This is a genomic window from Streptomyces sp. NPDC107522, from assembly GCF_055657525.1.
Window position 1 is genome coordinate 1 of the sequence record NZ_JBVKAU010000024.1, and the last position, 19,951, is coordinate 19,951.

The 19,951-nt window shown below is 68.8% G+C and carries 15 protein-coding genes and 3 pseudogenes; 8 read left to right on the plus strand and 10 right to left on the minus strand.

Annotation, left to right across the window (positions count from 1 at the left end; all coding sequences use genetic code 11):
- The first annotated feature begins 225 nt into the window (after positions 1-225).
- Together ACZ7L6_RS40100 and ACZ7L6_RS40105 are read left to right on the plus strand one after the other, a co-directional pair.
- Positions 226-1,467 (plus strand): IS701 family transposase, encoded by a 1,242-nt coding sequence (locus tag ACZ7L6_RS40100; protein ID WP_471932897.1) that lies wholly within the window; start codon positions 226-228, stop codon positions 1,465-1,467.
- Positions 1,468-1,689: 222 nt separating this feature from the next.
- Positions 1,690-1,818: pseudogene (locus ACZ7L6_RS40105) on the plus strand (IS701 family transposase); the annotation flags it as partial.
- A 139-nt stretch (positions 1,819-1,957) separates the two neighbouring features.
- On the opposite strand, the gene ACZ7L6_RS40110 reads toward ACZ7L6_RS40105, so the two are convergent.
- Positions 1,958-2,341 carry a DUF1707 SHOCT-like domain-containing protein gene (locus ACZ7L6_RS40110; protein WP_471932899.1) on the minus strand — a complete coding sequence of 128 codons (384 nt, stop codon included), beginning with the start codon at positions 2,339-2,341 and terminating at the stop codon, positions 1,958-1,960.
- Positions 2,342-2,896: 555 nt separating this feature from the next.
- Between ACZ7L6_RS40110 and ACZ7L6_RS40115 the strand changes: the two genes are divergently transcribed.
- Both ACZ7L6_RS40115 and ACZ7L6_RS40120 read left to right on the plus strand, forming a co-directional pair.
- Positions 2,897-6,289: an RHS repeat-associated core domain-containing protein gene (locus tag ACZ7L6_RS40115; protein WP_471932901.1), complete on the plus strand. Its 3,393-nt coding sequence runs from the start codon at positions 2,897-2,899 to the stop codon at positions 6,287-6,289.
- A 721-nt stretch (positions 6,290-7,010) separates the two neighbouring features.
- Positions 7,011-7,604, plus strand: a complete 594-nt coding sequence (locus ACZ7L6_RS40120) for a hypothetical protein (protein WP_471932903.1) — start codon at positions 7,011-7,013, stop codon at positions 7,602-7,604.
- Between the two features lie 185 nt (positions 7,605-7,789).
- On the opposite strand, the gene ACZ7L6_RS40125 is transcribed toward ACZ7L6_RS40120, so the two are convergent.
- The 4 genes from ACZ7L6_RS40125 to ACZ7L6_RS40140 all read right to left on the minus strand — a co-directional run bounded on the left by ACZ7L6_RS40125 (position 7,790) and on the right by ACZ7L6_RS40140 (position 11,533).
- Positions 7,790-9,763, minus strand: a complete 1,974-nt coding sequence (locus ACZ7L6_RS40125; protein ID WP_471932905.1) for an SEL1-like repeat protein — start codon at positions 9,761-9,763, stop codon at positions 7,790-7,792.
- Between the two features lie 883 nt (positions 9,764-10,646).
- A complete protein-coding gene (locus ACZ7L6_RS40130) occupies positions 10,647-10,781 on the minus strand; it encodes a hypothetical protein (RefSeq protein ID WP_471932907.1) in 135 nt (44 codons plus the stop codon).
- Between the two features lie 125 nt (positions 10,782-10,906).
- Entirely contained in the window at positions 10,907-11,137 is a 231-nt protein-coding gene (locus ACZ7L6_RS40135) for a trypco2 family protein (RefSeq protein ID WP_471932909.1), read from the minus strand.
- 93 nt (positions 11,138-11,230) lie between these two features.
- Positions 11,231-11,533 carry a hypothetical protein gene (locus tag ACZ7L6_RS40140; protein ID WP_471932911.1) on the minus strand — a complete coding sequence of 101 codons (303 nt, stop codon included), beginning with the start codon at positions 11,531-11,533 and terminating at the stop codon, positions 11,231-11,233.
- 658 nt (positions 11,534-12,191) lie between these two features.
- Here ACZ7L6_RS40140 and ACZ7L6_RS40145 point away from each other — a divergent pair.
- Positions 12,192-12,536 carry a MerR family transcriptional regulator gene (locus ACZ7L6_RS40145; protein WP_471932913.1) on the plus strand — a complete coding sequence of 115 codons (345 nt, stop codon included), beginning with the start codon at positions 12,192-12,194 and terminating at the stop codon, positions 12,534-12,536.
- A 116-nt stretch (positions 12,537-12,652) separates the two neighbouring features.
- Here ACZ7L6_RS40145 and ACZ7L6_RS40150 read toward each other — a convergent pair whose 3' ends face one another.
- The 5 genes and pseudogenes from ACZ7L6_RS40150 to ACZ7L6_RS40170 all read right to left on the minus strand — a co-directional run.
- Positions 12,653-12,970 carry an EthD family reductase gene (locus ACZ7L6_RS40150; protein ID WP_471932915.1) on the minus strand — a complete coding sequence of 106 codons (318 nt, stop codon included), beginning with the start codon at positions 12,968-12,970 and terminating at the stop codon, positions 12,653-12,655.
- Complete coding sequence (locus ACZ7L6_RS40155; protein WP_471932917.1) at positions 12,970-13,530, minus strand: dihydrofolate reductase family protein; 561 nt, start codon at positions 13,528-13,530, stop codon at positions 12,970-12,972. Before ACZ7L6_RS40155 ends, ACZ7L6_RS40150 begins: the two co-directional genes overlap by 1 nt.
- Positions 13,531-13,587: 57 nt before the next feature.
- Positions 13,588-14,526: an RNA polymerase subunit sigma-70 gene (locus tag ACZ7L6_RS40160; RefSeq protein ID WP_471932919.1), complete on the minus strand. Its 939-nt coding sequence runs from the start codon at positions 14,524-14,526 to the stop codon at positions 13,588-13,590.
- Between the two features lie 593 nt (positions 14,527-15,119).
- Entirely contained in the window at positions 15,120-15,758 is a 639-nt protein-coding gene (gene folE / locus ACZ7L6_RS40165) for a GTP cyclohydrolase I FolE (RefSeq protein ID WP_471933036.1), read from the minus strand.
- Between the two features lie 324 nt (positions 15,759-16,082).
- Positions 16,083-16,229 (minus strand): annotated as a pseudogene (locus tag ACZ7L6_RS40170) (transcriptional regulator); the annotation flags it as partial.
- A gap of 89 nt (positions 16,230-16,318) precedes the next feature.
- Here ACZ7L6_RS40170 and ACZ7L6_RS40175 point away from each other — a divergent pair.
- The 3 genes and pseudogenes from ACZ7L6_RS40175 to ACZ7L6_RS40185 all read left to right on the plus strand — a co-directional run.
- Positions 16,319-16,633, plus strand: a pseudogene (locus ACZ7L6_RS40175) (hypothetical protein); the annotation flags it as partial.
- Between the two features lie 156 nt (positions 16,634-16,789).
- Positions 16,790-17,905 (plus strand): transaldolase, encoded by a 1,116-nt coding sequence (gene tal, locus ACZ7L6_RS40180; RefSeq protein ID WP_471933037.1) that lies wholly within the window; start codon positions 16,790-16,792, stop codon positions 17,903-17,905.
- Positions 17,906-17,934: 29 nt separating this feature from the next.
- Positions 17,935-19,188, plus strand: a complete 1,254-nt coding sequence (locus ACZ7L6_RS40185; RefSeq protein WP_471932921.1) for an NAD(P)/FAD-dependent oxidoreductase — start codon at positions 17,935-17,937, stop codon at positions 19,186-19,188.
- Positions 19,189-19,951 lie beyond the last annotated feature (763 nt).

The following is a 19,951-nucleotide window of genomic DNA, read 5'->3' on the forward strand; positions in this document are numbered from 1 at the left end:
GTGCGGTCAAGAGGGTGTCTAACTCGGTCGTCACAACCCGATGTTGGACACCCTCCCGGCGTCCGTGAACCCCGCAATCGGAACTACTCGTCTAGTACTGCAGTGGCACTTCACCCTTCCCGCTGGTCAGAAGTGCAGTTTCGAGCCTAGCGGGCTGACGGCTCATCAGGGGGCAGTTCGGGTAAGCCGGTCGGTGCGGCGGGCGAGGCCGCGCACGATCGGGTCATGATGGCGGACTTCGTCACGGGGCCGTGGACGGCCGAGCTGGAGGAGTTGTTCCTGCGGGTGGGCGGCCGGTTCGGCCGGGTCGAGGTGCGGCGTCGGATGCGGGATTACGTGCGGGGTCTGCTGGGCCCGGTCGGCCGCAAGAACAGCTGGCAGCTGGCTGAGTACGCCGGCCACTCCGGCCCGTACGGGCTGCAGCACCTGCTGTCCTGGAGCCGCTGGGATGTCGACGGGCTCCGCGACGACCTGCAGGACTACGTGGCCGAGCGGCTCGGCATGCCGGACGGCGTGCTGATCGTCGATGACACCGGCTTCATCAAGAAGGGCCGCGTCTCTGCCGGGGTGCAGCGGCAGTATTCCGGCACGGCCGGGCGGACCGAGAACTGCCAGATCGGCGTCTTCGCCGCCTACGCCTCCAGCCGGGGGCGGGCGCTGGTGGACCGGGAGCTGTATCTGCCTAAGTCGTGGACCGATGATGCCGCGCGGTGCCGGGCTGCCCGGGTTCCCATGGACCGTGGCTTTGCGACCAAGCCAGAGCTGGCCCGCACCCTGGTGCTGCGGGCACTGGCCTCGTCGCTGCCGATCGCCTGGGTGACCGCGGATAGCGCCTACGGGCAGGACTGGACCTTCCGCCGGATGCTGGAAGAGGCCGATGTCGGCTACGTCCTGGCGGTGCCGAAGTCCCAGCAGATCAAGTCGCTGGCCGGGATCTGGCGTATCGACCAGGTCATCGCCGACGCACCCAGCGATGCCTGGCAGGTGCTGTCCTGCGGCGACGGCGCCAAGGGCCCGCGCGTCTATGACTGGGCCATCGCCCGGCTGCCCGTCAACATCGTCTTCGACCCGGATCCACCCACACACCATCGCTGGGTGATGGCCCGCCGCAGCCTGGCCCGCCCCGACGAACTCGCCTACTACCTCGCCTATGCACCCGACGGGACCACGATCGAGCAGCTGGTGCGCGTCGCCGGCACCCGCTGGGCCATCGAGGCGTGCTTCCAGGCCGCCAAGGGCGAGTGCGGCCTGGACCAGTACGAGGTCCGCCGCTATCCCGGCTGGTATCGGCACATCACCTTGGCCATGCTCGCGCACGCCTTCCTCGCCGCCGTGGCTGCGGCCGCGGTCGAGAGGGGGGTGGCAGAAACGACACAGCCGGCCTGGCCCCGCTCACCGTGGCAGAAATCCGGCGTCTGCTGGCAGCTGTCTGCCCCCGGCCCGCGCACCGTGGCGCCGGTCCACTGAGCTGGTCCCGCTGGCGCAGACGTCACCAGGCCATTGCCCGCGCCTGCCACTACCGTCGTCGCACCCGTGCCTGAAGGCGCCTTGCTTGAACCGCCTCCTGATGAGCCGTCAGCCCGCTAGGCTCGAAGCTACACCTCTGACCAGCGGGAATGGTGAAGTGCCACTGCAGTACTAGTACTGCAACGGTGCTTGTCGTGACTGTTGGCCAGGTTGGTCGTTGGTGTGGTTGCGGGTGGGGGCCTTGTTGATGTCAGGTTGTGGGCCGGTGAACTGACCTCTCTGCATGGGCGGTTCGTGCACCGGTTCAGCAGGTCGGAGCCGAGGGAGTCGGCGTTGGCCTATATGCGCGGTGGCTGTGTCACTTGCCGTGGGTGTCATTTCGACGCGAGTTGGGAGTCACCTGCCGCTCGTCTGCATGATCAATGTCAACGAGAATTGATGTCACTCGGCCTTCGGAGGGATCGGGAACAGAGACCATCGGCAGGAGTGATCACGGGGCTAGCTCGGGTCTCCGTGTTCGGGCGTCTTCCACGGCCTGGGGCCGAGAGTCCCCTCGACGTGCCGCGCGTTGGCAGATGAGCCAGTAGATGAGCGCCGCGGGTGGCGCGACGCACAGCAGGACGATCAGCAGGCGGGAGTCGATCACATGAGTGTGTGACGGAGGCTGTTGCGACTCGCCCGGCAGGTCCCTCAAGAGGGCATCGAGTTGCCCACGGGTGCGCGCTTCGTAGGCTGCGACCACGCGTTCTTCGAGTTCGGGAAGGGTCAGCCGACCAACTGCGTAGTGGTGTTGCAGTTGCGCTTCGACCTGGTCGCGGTCGGTGTCCGAGGCACGTAACGCGGGGCTGGTGGTGTGCTCCTCGCTGTCATGCATGGTGGCCTCTCAGCCGGGGGTAGCGGCGTCCGGGGACGGGGTCGCATTGAGCCGATCCGATTCCGCCGGAACGGTCCGCTCCGCCACGCTGTTCACACGGGCCTCGCGGAATGACGCAGCTCTGTGCTTTTCCGGTTCGCCGTCCGGTTCTTCCGCTTAGCCCTTCAATTTCGGCCACGTGTTCGACTGGCGGTGTACGGGCAGCGACCGCTGTGCCTACGGTGGCAGCCGTGCCGAACGGTCCAGACCAAGGCATACACGTCCCGGCACCCCGTGACGTTCTGCCAGACCACGAGCTGCGGCTCGGCTGAACGACGAGCGCACCGCACCGGGGTTCAACCCAACTCGAGCCCGGTGTGGTCCAGTACGGCACGGAGAGCAGCGTCGCGGCCCTAGGCCCGCACCTTCCCTGTCATCCGAGGGCGTCGGCACCTTCCCCTTTTGAGCTCCGCTGCTCTCTGTGCCTCCAGATGGGAAACCGGAGGGGAAACTGTGTACTTAGGAATCAACGGCACGTCCCGCAGACGTGCCCGCATCCAGGCAAGGCGTGGCGCCGTGGCGGCCTCGCTCACCCTGGCCCTGGCGGCAGGGGTCATCCCCGCGATGGCGGCCGAACCGGGGCCGGACAAGCCGTCCTCGGAGTGGGGCAAGGACGGCGCGAAGGCCGAGATGCCGCCGGTGAAGATCGGCAAGACGAAGGCCCCGGCGTCCATCGGGGCGAAGGCGCCCACGGCAGAGGTTGCCCGATGGCTGGCCGCGCAGAAGGAACACGCGCATGCCGCGACCGGTGACTGGCAGCGTGCCGCGGGTGCGCTCGCAGCTGTGGTGCCCAAGGGGCAGGGGCAAGTGCCCTGGCACCTGATCTCGGATGTCCGGGTGACGGACTCCCTGGTCGCGCGCGTCAACTACTCCACCGGCAATCTCATGCTGGCAGCGACCGACTTCCAGATCGCCGGCGTCGGCCAGTCGCTGCAGCTGTCACGGACGTACAACTCGATGGACGCTCCCTGGGGGAAGGTCTCGCAGCGCTGGTGGCAGGGCTACGAACGCTACCTGCAGATCGAGAGCGACAAGGTGGTGCTCTACGACGCCACTGGCGGCTCGGTCTCCTTCGCTGAGAAGGCCGACGGAACCTTCACCACCCCCGAGGGCTACCGCCTGGATCTGAAGAAGACATCCAGCGGCGAGTACACGATCACCCAGCGCGCCTCGGGCATGAAGGACACCTACAGCGCGGTCGGCACGCTGGTGAAGATGAGCGACCGCAACGGCGGGCACGTACTCGTGGACCAGCATGACGAGGGCGGCGAGAACAAGGGATTCAAGCTCACCGAGTCCCGCTCCGGCCGCTGGATCGACCTGGTCAAGACCGACGCCTCGCAGTGGCAGGCCAAGGACAACACCGGCCGCACGGTCGTCTACGACCTGAACGCGGCCGGTGACCTGGCCAAGGTCACCGACACGGAGGGCAAGGCCACCGCGCTCGGCTACGACGCGGACCGGCGCCTGACGAAGATCACCACCCCGGAGGGGCGGGTGACGGTCTTCACCTACAACGCCGACAACCGCGTCACCTCAATGAAGCGTGCCACCGGCTTCAACAGCTCCGGCGAGACCGGCCCCACCTACACCTACACGTACACCTCCGGTGAGGGGCGGTCGGGGACGACGACGGTCACCAACCCGGCGGGCAATGCGACCAAGTACGCGCACCAGGCGGACGGTGAGATCACCAAGGTCACGGACGCGCTCGGCAGGAACCGGGAGCACACCTATGACGCGAACCTGAACCTGCAGACCGCCGCCGACGCGATGGGCACTGGGTCCGACCCGGCGAACGTCACCGCCTACGGCTGGGACGCGCGCTCGAACCCGAGCTCGGTGAAGCTGCCCACCGGCGCTACGGCCTCCCTGACCGGATATCGGACCATCGCCGGAGCCGACGTCCCCGGCAAGATCACCAGCGCGGATGGCGTAGAGGTCTCCTACAGCTACGACCAGGCGGGCAACATTACCGAGGAGACCGTCGCCGGAGCGGAGGGCGGTACGCGCAGCTTCACCTACAACCCGGCAGACGCCACCTGCGGCGGCTTCGCGGGCCAGCGCTGCCAGGTCAAGGACGCAGGCGGCAAGGCGACGAAGTTCGCCTATGACGCCAAGGGCAACTTGACCAAGGTCACCCCGCCCTCGCCGCAGGGTGAGACCCGCTACACCTATGACAGTCTGGGGCGTCCCGAGACCGTCATCGACGGGCGCGGCATCAAGACCGTCTACGTCTACGACCAGCGCGACCGGATCATCAAGGTCTCCAGCACCGACAAAACCGTGACCTACGCCTACGACGGTGACGGCAATCTTAAGCAGCGCTCCGATGCCACTGGCATCACGAAGTACGACTTCGACCCCCTGAACCGGGAGACGGTGCGCACCCTGCAGGACGGCTCCCAGACCGTGCTGGTCTACACGGCCGAGGGCAACGTCGAGTCCTACACCGACCCGGCCGGCACCGTGAAGTACACCTACAGCAAGACCAACAACCTGCTGTCCCTGACCGATCCGGACGGCAAGAAGACCAGCTACGAGTACAACGCGAACGACGCCCGCACCAAGCGGAACCTGCCCTCCGGGATCGTGGAGACGACCACCCTCGACAAGTCCAACCGGGCGATACGGATCAAGGCGACCTCCGACCGGGAGGGCACCCTGACCGACATCGCCTACGACTACACGCGCACCGTGAACGGGAAACAGGTCGACGGCACCCAGCTGCGGACCCGCACCGATGCGGTGGACGGCCTCAAGCGCACCTTCGACTACGACTCCGCCGGACGCCTGCGGCACGCGAAGGAGACCGAGGGTTCGACCCTCAACAACTCCTGGCTGTACTGCTACGACGAGGCAGGTAACCTCACCTCGCAGAACGGCAACCTGCCCGCCGCCCGCAGCATCCAGGCCGCAGACACCTGCCCCGCAGGCACCACCTACACCTACGACGACGCCTCCCAGCTCACCGCCGTCAACGGCAACAGCGACGGCTGGGCCTACGACAAGACAGGCAACGAAACATCGGCACGCCCCCTGCCCTCCGGTGACCAGGCCCGGACCTCGTCCTTCAACGACTTCTCTCAGATGACCGTGACCACGGTCGACGGTGAGGAGTTCAAGAGCCGCTACGCATCCACCGACCAGTCGGAGCGTACGCAGTTCGGTGACACGGTCTTCCACCACGGCCCGGTCGGCCTCTCCGCGCAGACCAAGGCCGGGGTGGACATGAACTTCACCCGTGAACCGGGCGGCAACCTCAACTCCTTCCACACCCACACCACCACGCGGAGCGAGCCGGAGACCTTCTACTACCTCACCGACGGACTCGGTTCCGTCGAAGCCGTGGTCAACTCGAAGGGAGAGAAGGTCAACTGGTACTACTACAGCCCGAACGGCATCACCGATGCCACCGAACAGGTCCCCCAGCCCTACCGCTACGCGGGCGGCTACCAGGACCCGACGGGGCTGTATCACAACGAGGCTCGCTACTACGACCCGCAGCTTGGCCGCTTCACCCAGCCCGACCCCTCGGGCCTGGAAGCCAACCCGTACCTCTACGCCTCCGGTGACCCCACCAACCTCATGGACCCCAACGGCACATGGGGCATACCCAAATGGGCAAAGGAGACCTGGAAGAAGCACAGCGGCGCCATCATCGGACTTGGTGTCGCCGCCGGGTGCAGCTTTATGACTGCCGGGGCCGTGGCGGCCGCTTGCGTCATCATCGGATCGGGTGTGGCCGGAGCGGTGTCCAACCGTTTCACGCCGGGTGCGGACCGGAGCCTCGGCGGGTATTGGTCGGCGACCTGGCAGCCAATGGCGTGGGGGGTTGCCGGTAACTACGCGGGGAGGCTCGGCCCTGCGGTAAACCGGTGGAGGGCCGACCGGAACCTCCCCGACTGAGGGGTAGAACGATCTGATGAGGTCTGAGAACCCAAGGGGCCTGTTGGCCCGCATGGCTGATGCGTACTCGCGCCTCGACAAGCACCTTGGCGGTGGCCGTCCGCCCACCAGAAGCCAAAGATTCTCCGCGAGGCACCCCATGTTCATCGGGGTATCCGTAGGAGTGGTCATGTCCGGGGTCCTTCTCCTTGCATCCCTGAGTGCCGGGAACGGGGTCACCTACAGCATTCAGACTGCTCTCCTAGGGGGACCGGCACTTGGCGCGGTCGCTGGCGGCACGTGCCTCCTGGAAAGAAGGCGCCAGCAGAAGCTGTTCAGAGATCCCTGACCTGCGGTCTTGCGTGGGGGTCCGCCGGGCGGAGTCGGCGGACCCCCACGTCCTGCTCGGAAGGATGTGGAACACGGATGTCAGGTGAGGCTTGTCTTCTAACCTCTGAGGCTGTCGCGCTCGATGATGCTCTCGGGTCGTCTGGTCGTTTTCCGACGTCATGGCGGGTCGCGGGTCGGCGATTCGCGGGAACGTGGCACTCCTGCGCGCGAATCCAACCCGACGGAAGCCGCATTACGGCTGGTCAACGAATTCCGTCGGTCGCCCAACGATGAGTCGTGCGCGGCCAACGCCAGCGCCCCGGCATTCACGTATTGCTCCAACTGCCACACTGCAGAGGTGGGTTGAGCGGATCGGACAGCAGCCGGAAGGGGCCAGGTGGCGGGGGAAGCGATGACGGCGTGGATCGCCGCCGGCTCCGCGGTGGCCGGCGCCCTGGCCGGCGGCGCGCTGACCGGTTGGTTCACCTTGGCGGCTGCCCGTAAACAGGCGCAAGGCACGGTCGACGCCGCAGTCCGGCAGGCGGATGCAGCGTGGGCGGCCGGCCAGCGCCAGGCGGACGCTGCCTGGGAGGCCGGGCGCCGTCAGGCGGATGCCGCCTGGGAGGCCGGACGCCTGCAGGCGGACGCCCAGCTCGATGTCGCCCGCCAGACCCTCACCGCCCAACACCGCGCCGCCGAGCGGGAGGTACGCCGCGCCGCCTACGCCGCTTTCCTCGCCGCCACCCACACCGCCCACCAACACCGCCGGGAATGGCAGCAGGCCCTGGGCAGCCCCGCAGCCGCCGACTGCCGCGAGCGCTACCGGGCAGCCCTGCCCGCCGTCACGGACGCGCTCACCCTGGTCCGTCTCGAAGGCCCGGCCCCGGTTGCCGATGCCGCTCAAGCCCTGGAACGCTTCCTCGACGCGAACGCTCCCCTGGAGCAGTATCAGAGCGCCCACGCCGCCTTCCTCGATGCTGCACGCACCGCCCTTACCACCGCCTGACTTATCGCCCCAGCACCTTGTCTGGCACCGGCTCCCTCCTCCAGCCCAGCCGAGTCGCCAGCCACGCGGCGACGCAGCACTGGGGCCGCAACGGCCCCTGCGAGTCGCTGGAGCCGGGTGGCTGCCTGTATGCGGCGGCGAGCCACGGTCCGGCAGGTCCTTTCAGGAGCTGTGCTGAGGGGTCTTTACGACCAGGGCGGTGTGGGTGTGCCATCGGCATCAAGGCCGTGGGGCCACTGATGTTGGGGGGACGCGCGGCGGGTGTCGAACTTAAGGACGTGTCCGGCATCGACGGCTTGGCGGGCGAGCGCTTCGGCGTTGTCGCGGTTTCCCGCGCGGCTGCGTACCGCCACCAGGTGGAGCAGGGCGTGGGCGTTGCCCGCGTCCGCGGCCTGCCAGGCGAGGGCTTCGGCACCGGTCGCATCGCCGGCCCTCTCCCGCAACGCGGCCAGCGCAATGATGGCGGGAGTGTGGCCGGCGTCGGCGGCCTGCCGGTACACGGTTTCCGCGCCGTGGGGATCGCCGGCCTTGTCGCGCAGCCGGGCCACGGACAGCAGGGCGTGGGTATGGCCGGCGTCGGCGGCCTGCCGGTAGAGGGCTTCAGCGCCCTTGAGATCGCCGGCTCTTTCCCGCAGCTCGGCCAGGAGGATCAGAGCGTGCGGGTAGCCGGCCTCGGCTGCCTTGCGGCATAGCGCTTCGGCTCTGTCGGGGTGACCGGATTCGGCACGCAGCCCGGCCAACAGCGTCAGGCCACGCGTGTGCCCGGCCTTGGCGGCTTGCAAGGCCAAATCATCGGCGTCGGCGGGGCATCCGGCCTCTTCGCGTAGCGCCGCCAGGCAGACCAGGGCGTAGGTGTGGCCGGCGTCGGCGGCCTGCCGGTACAGGGCATCCGCACTGACAACGTCCTCGGCTGCTTCCCTCAACCCGGCCAAAAACGCGAGAACTTGCGGGTGGCCCCGGTCGGCGGCGAGCTGGGCGGCTGCTGCGGCGTCCTCGTGCTGTCCGCGCGTCTCACGCAGTGCGGTCAGCCGGACGAGGGGCTGACCATGGCCGCCGTCAGCGGCCCGGAGTGCCAAGGACTGTGCCCCGGCCCGGTCGCCGGCCTGTTCCCGCAGCACCGCGATACGGGCCAGTGCCCGCGGGTAGCCGGCCTCGGCCGCCTGCCAGGCCAGGACTTCTGCCGTCTGGGGGTCAGCGGTCGCCTCGTGCAGTTCCGCCAGCAGAGCCAGAGCCCGGCTGTGCCCGGCGTCGACAGCCTTGCGGTACAGGGCCTTGGCCCCCGCCCAGTCAGCAGCCCGCTCGCATTGTGCCGCTTGGGCCAGCAGCGCCCGGACATCGCCGGCGTCGGCGGCACGCCGGCGCAGATGGTCAGCCCACTGCAAACGGCACCGGGCGTGAGCGGCCCGGGCCAGGCTGCTGAGGTCGTCGGGATGCGCGAGATGAACGCAAGCGGCCTGCCAGAACGAGGCCGGCGGGCACAGCCGCCGACGCACGGTACGGCCGTGCTGCTCGAGATAGTCGGCAAGCCGGAAGACCGGACCCGATGTACTTGCCGCCCAGCTACCGGCAGGCGCGCTGGTGAGGGAGCGGTGCGGGGGACGCGCGGTCGTGCGGCGCAGTGGCGCCTGCTTGCCATGCACCAGATGGGTCAGCTCGGCGAAGGTCGACTCCACCCAGCCCTCGTCGAGCTGCGCGGAGTCGACCTCATCGAGGTAATCGACGGCAGCCTGCGACAAGAAGGCCTGCGGCAAGTGGACGCCCACCCCCAGACGCCGGGCATCGATCGCCGCGTTGAGGATGGCTGCGGCCGCCGGCGAGCCATGCTCATAACGACGCAACAGCTCGGGCGCCCCGGCCAGATCCTGCGTGATCCGACCCGACGCGCCGGCCCGCATCAGCGCATCCCCCAGCAGCACATCTCCCTCACCCGCCAGAGCAGCCGTCGCGCGCAGCGCCTCCTCGTCGAAGGTCTCCGGCACGGACACCAGCCGCGCGGCAAGCAGTTCCCGCGCCCGGCTGTGCGGATCTTCCTCACCTGGCCGGGGCAAGGCCATGAACCGCTGGGCGAACTCCGGCCACAGCGTGCCCAAAACCAGAACCGGCCCGCGGCCGGCCTCTGTCAACAGGCCATGCAGCGCAGCGGCGATCTGCTCACCCACCCTCGGATCACCGAAGTAGTGCTGAGCCTCATTCAGCCACACCACCGTGCCCGGCCGTACTGCGTGAAGGTCTGCAAGCGCAGCCTCAGCCCGACTGGGGGCGAACGGGTGCCACAACCACCACCCCAGCCGCGCCAGCGGCCGAACAGCCTCCCAGCACGCCCGCGTCTTACCAGTCGACGAGGAGCCGACCAACACCACCATGTGACTGCGGCCCTGCGCCGCCTCCCGGACCACCTCGGCCAGAGTGTGGTCGTGGCGGCGAACCACATAGCCGGGAAGCAGGCTTACCCGCACCCCCGGGCTGCCGCCCCGGCCTGGCGGAGAGCCCGCGGGATGCACCTCCAAATCGTGCGGGCTGCACTGTGCGATGGGCTGACCCGGACGCCCCACCCCCGTCACGGCGCGGTCCCCGCGACAGCCAGACACCGCACAGACCGCACCAGCACGCGCAACTCCTGCGCCACGACCGAGAGCACCACAGGCACGGGCCTTCCCAACTGCGCGGCCTCCACCGTCCCGTCGGCCCGCCTCTGGCCCGACTCATGCCCCGTTACAGCACGCTGTGTCTGCTCATCCGCCACCCGCTAGGTCTCCCGCCGCTGTCATGGGACTGCTCATACTTATCTTGGCCCAGGCATTACGCGGCGAACCTGCCTTCGCACAGACCATGCCCTCACCCCCCGGGGCCGTTGCGGCGGAGCTCGCGACGGTGTGTTGGCCCGGTGGCGCCGGAGACAGTGCACTGCCTGGACGGCCCGCCGATTCGTGAGGCCATTGCCTACCAGTGCATACGGCGGCGCCAGAACGGAATGCGGCCTGCGCATGGCCCGGGGGAAGCCGGTTATGGAACACACCGGCCGTGCATCCGGATAGTCGCAGGTCAGCTCACCCAGCGGGCGACGGGGAGGCCGGCACCGAGCACGACACGGTCCGTGTGCAGCCCCGGCGCGACCAGGGCGCCCGAACGGAACATGGGGACGCGGGGGTTGACGACTTCGACGGTCCGCAGCTCCACCAGGCTGCCCTTGCTCCAGGCCTACATGCCGGCCGGGGGAGCGGGCACCGGGTCCAGGCCGCGGCCCGCGTCGCCGATGAGCACGTCCCGCCCGCCCGGGCCCGTCTCGACCTGAAGGGTGACGATCATCCGGTGGTCGCGGTGCTCGCGCGTTCGCCGCGGGCATCCGCGGAGACAACGAACGCCTTCACCCCGCCGCCGGCCGAGGCGCTCTGCCGCAGTTCGATGCCGAGATCCAGCACGATGTCCTTGACCGTGAACCGGATCGGGGAGCCGTCCCCGTCCTGCTGTGCTGCGGCCAGTCCGGCGCGAACCGCCTTGATGGCTTCGGACAGCTCGGTGGGCTCTAACTCCATGTATCCCCCTGGTCACTTCACCGGTGATCCAGCATGCCGGGCCCGGAGGCCAGCGGCCCTCTTGCAGGACCGCGAAGACATGACGGGGGGCCTTCACCGCATCGCTGCGTAGTCCTGCGGTGCCGTGCGGAGGATCTCGACCATCTGGTCTTCGGTGAGCTTCCGGAAGACCACCGCCGACGAGCTCGCGATCTTCCGGAACAGGACGTCGGCAGGGATCGGCGGCAGGCCGGCGAAGAGAGGGCGATTGTCGGAGCCGCGGCCTTCGCTGAACTCGCGGTGCAGCAGCCACACCGCCTCGGCGAACATGGGGTAGTTGGTCTCGTGTTTGCTCCACAGGCACCGCAGCGCTTCGCCGCCGAAATCCCGGTTGATGAATCCCCACACGTACGCCATCTCGGCCGTCTTGTCCGGGTGCTCGTCGTCGTTCAGGAACCGGACCCAGTCGTTCAGGATGGTCCCAGCGCAGCGCGCTGACGATCACCCCGGGGCGTCCGCATCCACCCTTCCACGAGAGCCGCGCCGTCAGCCAGCTGCTGCACCGCCGTGACCGGATAGACAGACACCCACCCCGAGACATCACTCTTTCAGGTGCATGCACGGCAGAAGAACATGTATCGAACCTGAGGAAAAACTGCTCTGGCCGCAGTAGACATTGACTCATCCCAGGGTTACAGTTTCCGCTGTACCCAGGAAGTCGATAAGGGCACGGCAGACACGAACTGCCGCGCATGCACGTCAAGCAGGACGCGGCCTCGCAGAGGCCGCGAGCAGTACCCGCAGGATCCAGCTGTACAACCGAGTAACCGAAAGTAAGGAGCAGACGCCATCAGGATCGCCCGGGCGAGGAAGAGTCCGCCCGGGTACCGCAGGCCCCGGATTGGAAGGTGGTCCCCGGTCACGCATCCGCGATCCCCGCAGCCCCGCCCTCCCAGGCGAAACCTGCGGACAAAGAAGGCCGGCACAGTTCGCCGGTAGATGGTGTTGAAAGCTCGGGGCCTGGGTGCCGTACGGCACCCAGGCCCCCCGACGCGTCCGCTGAAAGAAGAGGTCTATGATCCCTGCCGATTCCCGTCCCATCGACAATCTCGACGATGACGACTACCCCGCCTACACCATGGGCCGGGCCGCCGAGATGCTCGGCACCACCCCCGCCTTCCTCCGCGCCCTCGGCGAACACCGCCTGATCACCCCGCTGCGCTCCGAGGGCGGACACCGCCGCTACTCCCGCTACCAGCTACGCATCGCCGCCCGTGCCCGTGAACTGGTCGACCAGGGCACCCCGATCGAGGCCGCCTGCCGCATCGTCATCCTCGAAGACCAACTCGAAGAAGCCCGGCGCATCAACGAGGAACTGCGTGCCCAAGGCCGCGAGTCGCAGTCGAAGACCTCAACCTGACAGATGACACGCCCTCTCGCTCGGGCGAGCGGGCGTCTTCACCGGCGCCGACGCGGACGATCCGAGGGACGGGCTCCTCGGCCTCGTTCGTTCGTTACGCGTACGGCAGGGATCGCCTACAGCACACTCTCGTCCACAGTGAAGATCATGCTGCGGACCGGGGCGAGTTCCTGCAGGTGCGCCGCGTCGGCGGCGGTGGTGCGGCCCTCGGGTGAAGCGAACGCGGCGTGCAGTTCGTCCATCGAGTCCCATTCCAGCTCGGCGATCAGGTCGTACGGGAGGCCGCCGCGGACGGCGATCAGGTCGCGGCCGATCGTGTAGCGGCGCAAACCCGGGAGGCGGCGTGCGAGCGGGATGTGGACATCGTGGTAGTGCCGGTCGAATGCCGCCGGGGCGGCGGGTGTCTCGTACAGGGCGATGAAACGGGCGGTCATCAGGCGGCCCTGCGGTAGCGGGTGAGGACGGCGGCACCGGCCCGCTCGGCGGCAAGGCACTCCAGCTCGGCGTGGGGGCCATCGGTCGGGAAGAGCCGTCGGCCGGTGCCGAGGACGGTGAGGAAGGTCAGCAGCCGGTACTCGTCGATCATGTCCGCGGCTATCAGCCGGTCCACGACGCTCAGGCTCCCGGTGATGACCACGTCCCGCCGCTCGCGCTTGACGGCGTCGACCAGATCGCCGTCAAGGAGCTGGGAGTTCGCCCACACCGAGGTGTCGGCGCGGGTGAGGGTGCGGGAGGCGATCAGCTTCGGGACGGCGTTCATCCGCGCGGCGAACGGATCGTCGCGGCCCGGCCAGAGCCGCGAGAACAGCTGCCAGGTGGCGCGCCCGAGCAGCAGTACCCCGTCGTCCAGCGTGCGGCCGAGCCGGAACTTGTCCCCGGCGACCGCCTCCGGGCCGTGCCGGAATGCCCAGCCGCCCCGCGGTGTGCCGGCGGACCCGTCCGGGTCGGACACGATCCCGTCCAAGGTGATGAACTCAATGACGATGACGCTCACGATGAGACTCCCTTCTGTTCGGTGCTCACCGGTACGTACCGGCTGCACCGCCCCGACTCATCGCTCCCGGCGGAACTCTCCCGCGGGAATCTCGCCCGGCAGCTCGAAGGCGTCGAAGACGCGCGGATCGGCGAACACCACGTTGTGCGCGATGCGGCCGTCGATGACGGTGAAGACCTGCAGGGTGTGCAGACGGCGCCCGCCACCGGGCTCCGGCGCGTACGCGGCGAGCGCGGGCTGCCCGCCTGCTGTGAGCTCCCGCATGCCCCAGCCCGCGCCATGCATCCGGAACACCCGCTCCAGGAACCGGCCGTAGTCCTGGCTGCCCCGGTACCACAGCGGCACCGGGGGCATCTCCAGCACCGCGTCGTCGGCCAGCAGCCGCACCAGCGCGGGTACATCCGCCGCCTCGAACGCCTGCATGTACCGCTGGATGACCGCCCGCACGTCGGGATCGTCCGGCTCGGTGACCGCCCCGGCATCGCCCACGTCGGCGAGGGCGGCACGGGCGCGCTGCAACGCGCTGTTGACCGCCGCGACCGTGGTCCCCAACTGCTCGGCGACCTCGGCGGCGGTGAACGCCAGCACCTCGCGCAGCACCAGCACCGCCCGCTGCCGCGCCGGCAGGACCTGCACCGCCGCCACCCACGCGAGCCGCAGATCGGCCCGCACCTCCACATCGAACCGCGCGTCCGGGAACGGTTCCAGCCAGGGCACATCGAGCGCCGGCAGCAGCGGCGCCTCGGGATCGCCGCTCGGCATCCCCAGCCCGGACGGCAGCGGACGCCGCCCGCGCCCCTCCAGCGCGGTCAGGCACACATTGGTCGCGATCCGGTACAGCCAGGTCCGCACCGACGCGCGCGCCGGGTCGTACCGGTCACGGGCCTTCCAGGCACGCAGCAACGTCTCCTGCACCAGATCCTCGGCCTCATGCACCGAGCCCAGCATCCGGTAGCAGAACGCCACCAACTCACCCCGGTACGGCTCGAAGTCCACAGGCTCATCATGCTGCACCGGTCTTACGCCCCTCCTAGAGGGGGCTCCAGCAGGATCCGCCAGGGCTTCGGACAGCTATCACGCGGCGTCCTTCCAGGCCGATGACTCGCTGTGACCATTCGCGGCCACTTGACTCCCCATTACATGGCCGCGAGTGGGGAAATGGAACTGGCCAGCGACACAACTCTGCCCCTCAAAGCCCAGGTTGAGCGAGACGACCCCTGCCGCTACGTCTCGCTCAACCTGAACCACCGCTGGTCAGAGAACCGAAGTGGCTCAGGTCCATCGAGACAGGTCACGGTGAAAGCGCGTTAGCTGAGGTGTGCGGCCCCGGCCCGCCCTACCCACACACTGAAATGGTCGGCCTGGCGAAGACACCGCCAGACCATCGCCCGTCACTCCCACTACCGAAAACGCAAATCAGGACACGAACCGCTGCTGGAGTACCAAGAACCTCAACGTGCTGGTCCGCATGGCTTCGGTGCCTCCACTCCGGCTGCCGGGCCCTGCGGCCCTGGGCGATCCGGACGCGCCCGGGCTCGCCGACAACGGCGCGCGGAGGCCTGACCGAAGGCGGGGCCGCTGGTGGTGGTTCAGGTGGGCATGCCGGTCAGGGAGAGGAATTCTGCCCGTGAGCGGGCGTCGTGGCGGAGGGTGCCGAGGAGAGTGGAGGTGAGAGTGCTGGAGCCGGTGGCCTGGACTCCGCGCAGAGTCATACAGGTGTGTTCGGCTTCGATCACGACGCCGACGCCTTTGGGTTCGAGGTGGGTGTGCAGCCAGTCGGCAACCTGCTTGGTCAGGCGTTCCTGGACCTGGGGGCGGCAGGCGAAGTGTTCGACGACGCGAGCCAGTTTGGAGAGGCCGAGGATGCGGTTGTCGGGCAGGTAGCCGACGTGGGCCGTGCCGACGACAGGCAGCATGTGGTGCTCGCATATCGATCGGACAGGGATGCTGCGTGCCAGTACCAGTTCGTCGTAGCCCTCGTCGTTGGGGAAGGTGGTCAGGTCGAAGGGGCGTGGGCTGAACAGTTCGGCGTAGGCGCGGGCCATGCGGCCGGGGGTGCCGTGCAGGCTTTCGGTCTCGGTTTGGATGCCGAGTGCTTCAAGGAACTGCGCGGCGGCGCGTTCGGCGCCGGGCAGGTCTATGCCGCCGGTGTCGTGGACTACACGCAGCGGGGTGATGGACGGCTTCGTCGTTTGGGGCCCAGGGATGCCGGCGAAGCGGGTTGGCATGCCGTCCTTTTCCGGTGCCGAGGCTGTGATCGGTGCGGTGATGTCCATGACGTACCTCTCGGGGGATGGAGAACTGCGGGTGGTGTTACGCCTCCGGACGGGCGCATGCCGGCGGGCGGTGGGGTAGCGCGCCTGGGCGAGGAGCCGTCCGGCCAGCTCGTAGTGCCGCTTCGGGAGGCTGACGGTGACCTGCTTGGCGGGGCGCTTGTAGAGCCTGGCGGGCCGGCCTGCTCCATGTCCGGTGCGTCCGCTGCGCTCCTCGTAGACGACGTCGAGCAATGATGCGTCGGCCAGCCGGTCCAGGTGGACGGCCACGGTCTGCCGGGCAAGGCCGAGGACCTCGGCGGCTTCGTCGCGGCTGACCGGTTCCGGTCGGCGCGCGACGGGGTCGTAGAGCCTCCTGCGGGTCGGTTCGTCAAGAGCTGCGACGGCGGAGACGTCGTGACGGGGTGCTTTCTTCGAGGGGTCCACGAGGACATTGTAAAACCAATAATGATTGACAATAGAAGGCTCCCGCGCTTCTATCGTTAGTGGGGGTTGTCGATAGAAGGAAGGGTGTCATGTCGTCCGTAACCACAGCCACCCCATCCGGACGGGACTGGCCCGCCTACCTCGCCCCGTGGATCGACGACAGCGTTCCGGGCAGTGCCCAACACGCCATGTACGCCGTCGGAGCGATCGAGATCGTCGCGGGCCTTGCCGTAGCGCTCGCCCGCGCTTCGGGGGCCGGCTGGTGGCCGGATGGCTCGCGGGCATCATCGTCAACCTGCTGACCATCCCGGCCATTGCGACGGGCGCTGCGTGACCTCGGCCTGCTGCTCGGCGCTGTCACGCTCGCCCGACTCGCCCAGCGCTACCAAGGCGAGCGGCGGTCTCACTGCCAGCAGGCGGCAGCCACGGAAGGTGACGAGGCGGGCGAGCCCTTCCATGCGGCTCACCCGGCCAGGTGTGAAGGAGGCCTGTGTCCGGTCCGCGGACAGTCTGGGCGGCAACCGGAGGGGATCACCCGTAGCGACGCGAAGGAGAAGATCATGAGTGTGAACCTGGGTCGTCTGGCCGCCGAGGGCGTAGCCGTCTGGCTGGATGATCTGAACCGGGAGCGACTCGCCAGTGGCCGGCTGGCCGAGCTGGTGCGCGAACAGGGCGTCGTGGGCATCACCAGCAACCCGACGATCTTCGCCAAGGCGATCCGCACCGGTGCCCGTTACGACGAGCAGGCAGCGGATCTCGCCCGGCGCGGGGTGCGGGTCGAGGAAGCCGTCAGGCTCCTGACCGCGTACGACGTGCGCTGGGCTTGCGACGTACTGCGCCCGGTGTACGAGGCCAGCGACGGGGTGGACGGGCGCGTGTCGCTCGAAGTGGACCCGCGGGTGGCCCACGACACCGCGGCAACGGTCGCCGAGGCACGGGCCCTGTGGTGGCTGGTGGACCGGCCGAACCTGTTCGTGAAGATCCCCGCCACGCAGCAGGGCCTGGAAGCGATCAGTACGGCGCTCGCCGAGGGCATCAGCATCAACGTGACGCTGATCTTCTCCCTGGATCGCTACGACCAGGTGCTCCGCGCCTTCCTGGACGGCATGGACAGGGCGCATGCGGCGGGACGTGACATGGCCTCCGTCGCGTCGGTGGCGTCCTTCTTCGTCAGCCGGGTGGACACCGAGGTCGACAGCAGACTGGACAAGATCGGTACGCCCCAGGCACGGGACCTGCGCGGCCGGGCCGCGATCGCCAACGCCCGCCTGGCCTACCAGCACTTCGAGCAGGCATGCGCATCGGAGCGATGGCGGGCCCTGGCGGCGGCCGGGATGCGCCCGCAACGCCCACTGTGGGCCTCCACCGGGGTGAAGGACCCCGCCTACGACGACACCCGCTACGTCGACGAACTGGTGGCGCCCGGCGTGGTCAACACCATGCCGGAACAGACCCTGCGCGCGTTCGCGGACCACGGGCGCGTTCCGGGCGACACCATCCATGGCACGTATGCGCGAGCCCAACAGGTACTCGATGACCTTGAGGCCGTCGGAGTGGCCTACGACGACGTGGTGCGCGTGCTGGAAGAGGAGGGCATCACCAAGTTCACGAACTCCGGCAAGGAGCTCTTCGAGCAGCTGGATACCGCTCTGCGCACCACACGCGGCGCCACCTGATGCCCAGCCGACGCAGCAGAGGAGAGCACATGACCGCGAACACGGCATTCGTGATCGTCGGAGCCGGCCTGGCGGGCGCGAAAGCAGCACAGACGCTCCGGGAAGAGGGATTCGACAGGCCCCTCGTGCTGCTCGGAAAGGAGACCGAGCGCCCCTACGAACGGCCGCCGCTGTCAAAGGGCTACCTGCTTGGAAAGGACGAGCGTGACACGGTCTACGTCCACCCGCCCCACTGGTACGCCGAGCACGACGTCGACCTGCGCTTGAACGCCACCGTCACCGCGATCGACCCGGCCGGACACGAGGTGACGCTCGCCGACGGCAGCCGCATCGGCTACGCGAAGCTGCTCTTGACCACCGGCTCCTCACCGCGCCGCCTGCCCGTGCCCGGAGCCGACCTCGACGGTGTCCACTACCTGCGCCGGTTCGCCGACAGCGACCGAGTCAAGGAAGCCCTCGGAACCGCGTCCCGCATCGCGGTGATCGGCGCCGGCTGGATCGGCCTGGAGACCGCGGCCGCCGCCCGCGCGGCCGGCGCGGAGGTCACGGTCCTGGAGAGGGCGGAACTTCCCCTGCTGCGCGTGCTGGGCCGCGAGGTGTCGGAGATCTTCGCCGATCTGCACACCGATCACGGAGTCCACCTGCGTTTCGGCGTCCAGGTCGCCGAGATCACCGGTGAAGACGGCCGGGCGAGCGGCGTTCTGCTGGCGGATGGCAGCCGCGTCGACGCCGACGCGGTCATCGTCGGGGTCGGCATCACCCCCAACACCCAGCTCGCCACAGCCGCCGGCCTCGAGGTCGACGACGGCATCCGCGTCGACGCCCATCTGCGCACCTCCCACCCGGACATCCACGCCGCCGGGGACGTTGCGAACGCCCTGCACCCGCTGCTCGGGAAGCACATTCGGGTCGAGCACTGGGCCACCGCCTTCCACCAGCCGCAGGCCGCAGCCAGGGCGATGCTGGGGCAGGACGTGACCTACGACCGCATCCCGTACTTCTTCAGCGACCAGTACGACCTGGGGATGGAGTACACCGGCCATGTCGAACCCGGCGGTTACGACCAGGTCGTCTTCCGCGGCCGCACCGATACCCGCGAGTTCATCGCGTTCTGGCTCGCCGAGGGCCGGGTACTGGCCGGCATGAACGTCAACGTCTGGGACGTCACCGACCCGATCCGCGCCCTCGTCACCTCAAGGAAGCCGGTCGATCCGACCCGGCTCGCCGACCCCGACGTACCCCTGAACGACCTCCTCCGCCGATCGGACCCACTTGGACGATAGTCCAGAGAGAGGGGCCTCGAGGTGACAGCCCCGCCTCCCACATCCGGCCGCACCTCCACCGACCCGGACACCGCACAGCCGGTAAAGGGCAGACGGATACGCGCCGTTGCGGGACCACGCCGTGATCGGGGACGGGCGCTGCGCCGCGCTCGTCGCCCGCGACGGCACCTTGGACTGGCCGGCCTGGCCCGACCGGCACTCGCCCGCCGTGGTTCGCCGCCGTCCTCGACCAGGCCCGCGGCGGCAGGTTTCCTCCTCTGGCCCGACGTCCCCTACACCGCAGCCGCCGCTACCTCGCCGGCACCAACGTCCTTGAGACGACGTTCACCACTGCGCACGGCACGGTCCGGCTGACCGACGCCCTGACCCTGGCCGACCACCTCTCGCTGGCGCCCGGCCGGGAACTGGTCCGGCGGATCGAGGGCCTCGCCGGCAGCGTCCCCATGCGCTGGAGCGTTCAGCGTCGCTTCGAGGACGGCGCTGGTGCACCGCCCATGACCCGGCGCGCCGGGATCCCGGTCGCGGCCTCGGGGGCCCCATGCGGTCGCCGTCTGCGCCTGGAACGCGGGAAAGCCGCAGTGCACGCACGACTCCGTCACCGCACGAGTGCAGGCCGACGCTGACACCCAGGCCGCGCTGTCTTACGCGCACCAGGAACCGCTGGTCCTGCCCACGCCCGCCCAATGCGAGGACCGCCTGCAGAAGAGCGCCGCCACCTGGCGACAGTGAGCCGACCACCTCATCTACACCGGGCCATGGCACG

Bases quoted from the DNA above. Each gene is read 5' to 3' on its own strand.
- ACZ7L6_RS40100 (WP_471932897.1), top strand. From the start codon at position 226: ATGATGGCGGACTTCGTCACGGGGCCGTGGACGGCCGAGCTGGAGGAG.
- ACZ7L6_RS40110 (WP_471932899.1), bottom strand. From the start codon at position 2,341: ATGCATGACAGCGAGGAGCACACCACCAGCCCCGCGTTACGTGCCTCG.
- ACZ7L6_RS40120 (WP_471932903.1), top strand. From the start codon at position 7,011: ATGACGGCGTGGATCGCCGCCGGCTCCGCGGTGGCCGGCGCCCTGGCC.
- ACZ7L6_RS40135 (WP_471932909.1), bottom strand. From the start codon at position 11,137: ATGGAGTTAGAGCCCACCGAGCTGTCCGAAGCCATCAAGGCGGTTCGC.
- ACZ7L6_RS40140 (WP_471932911.1), bottom strand. From the start codon at position 11,533: ATGGCGTACGTGTGGGGATTCATCAACCGGGATTTCGGCGGCGAAGCG.
- ACZ7L6_RS40145 (WP_471932913.1), top strand. From the start codon at position 12,192: ATGATCCCTGCCGATTCCCGTCCCATCGACAATCTCGACGATGACGAC.
- ACZ7L6_RS40150 (WP_471932915.1), bottom strand. From the start codon at position 12,970: ATGACCGCCCGTTTCATCGCCCTGTACGAGACACCCGCCGCCCCGGCG.
- folE (WP_471933036.1), bottom strand. From the start codon at position 15,758: ATGCCAACCCGCTTCGCCGGCATCCCTGGGCCCCAAACGACGAAGCCG.
- tal (WP_471933037.1), top strand. From the start codon at position 16,790: ATGAGTGTGAACCTGGGTCGTCTGGCCGCCGAGGGCGTAGCCGTCTGG.
- ACZ7L6_RS40185 (WP_471932921.1), top strand. From the start codon at position 17,935: ATGACCGCGAACACGGCATTCGTGATCGTCGGAGCCGGCCTGGCGGGC.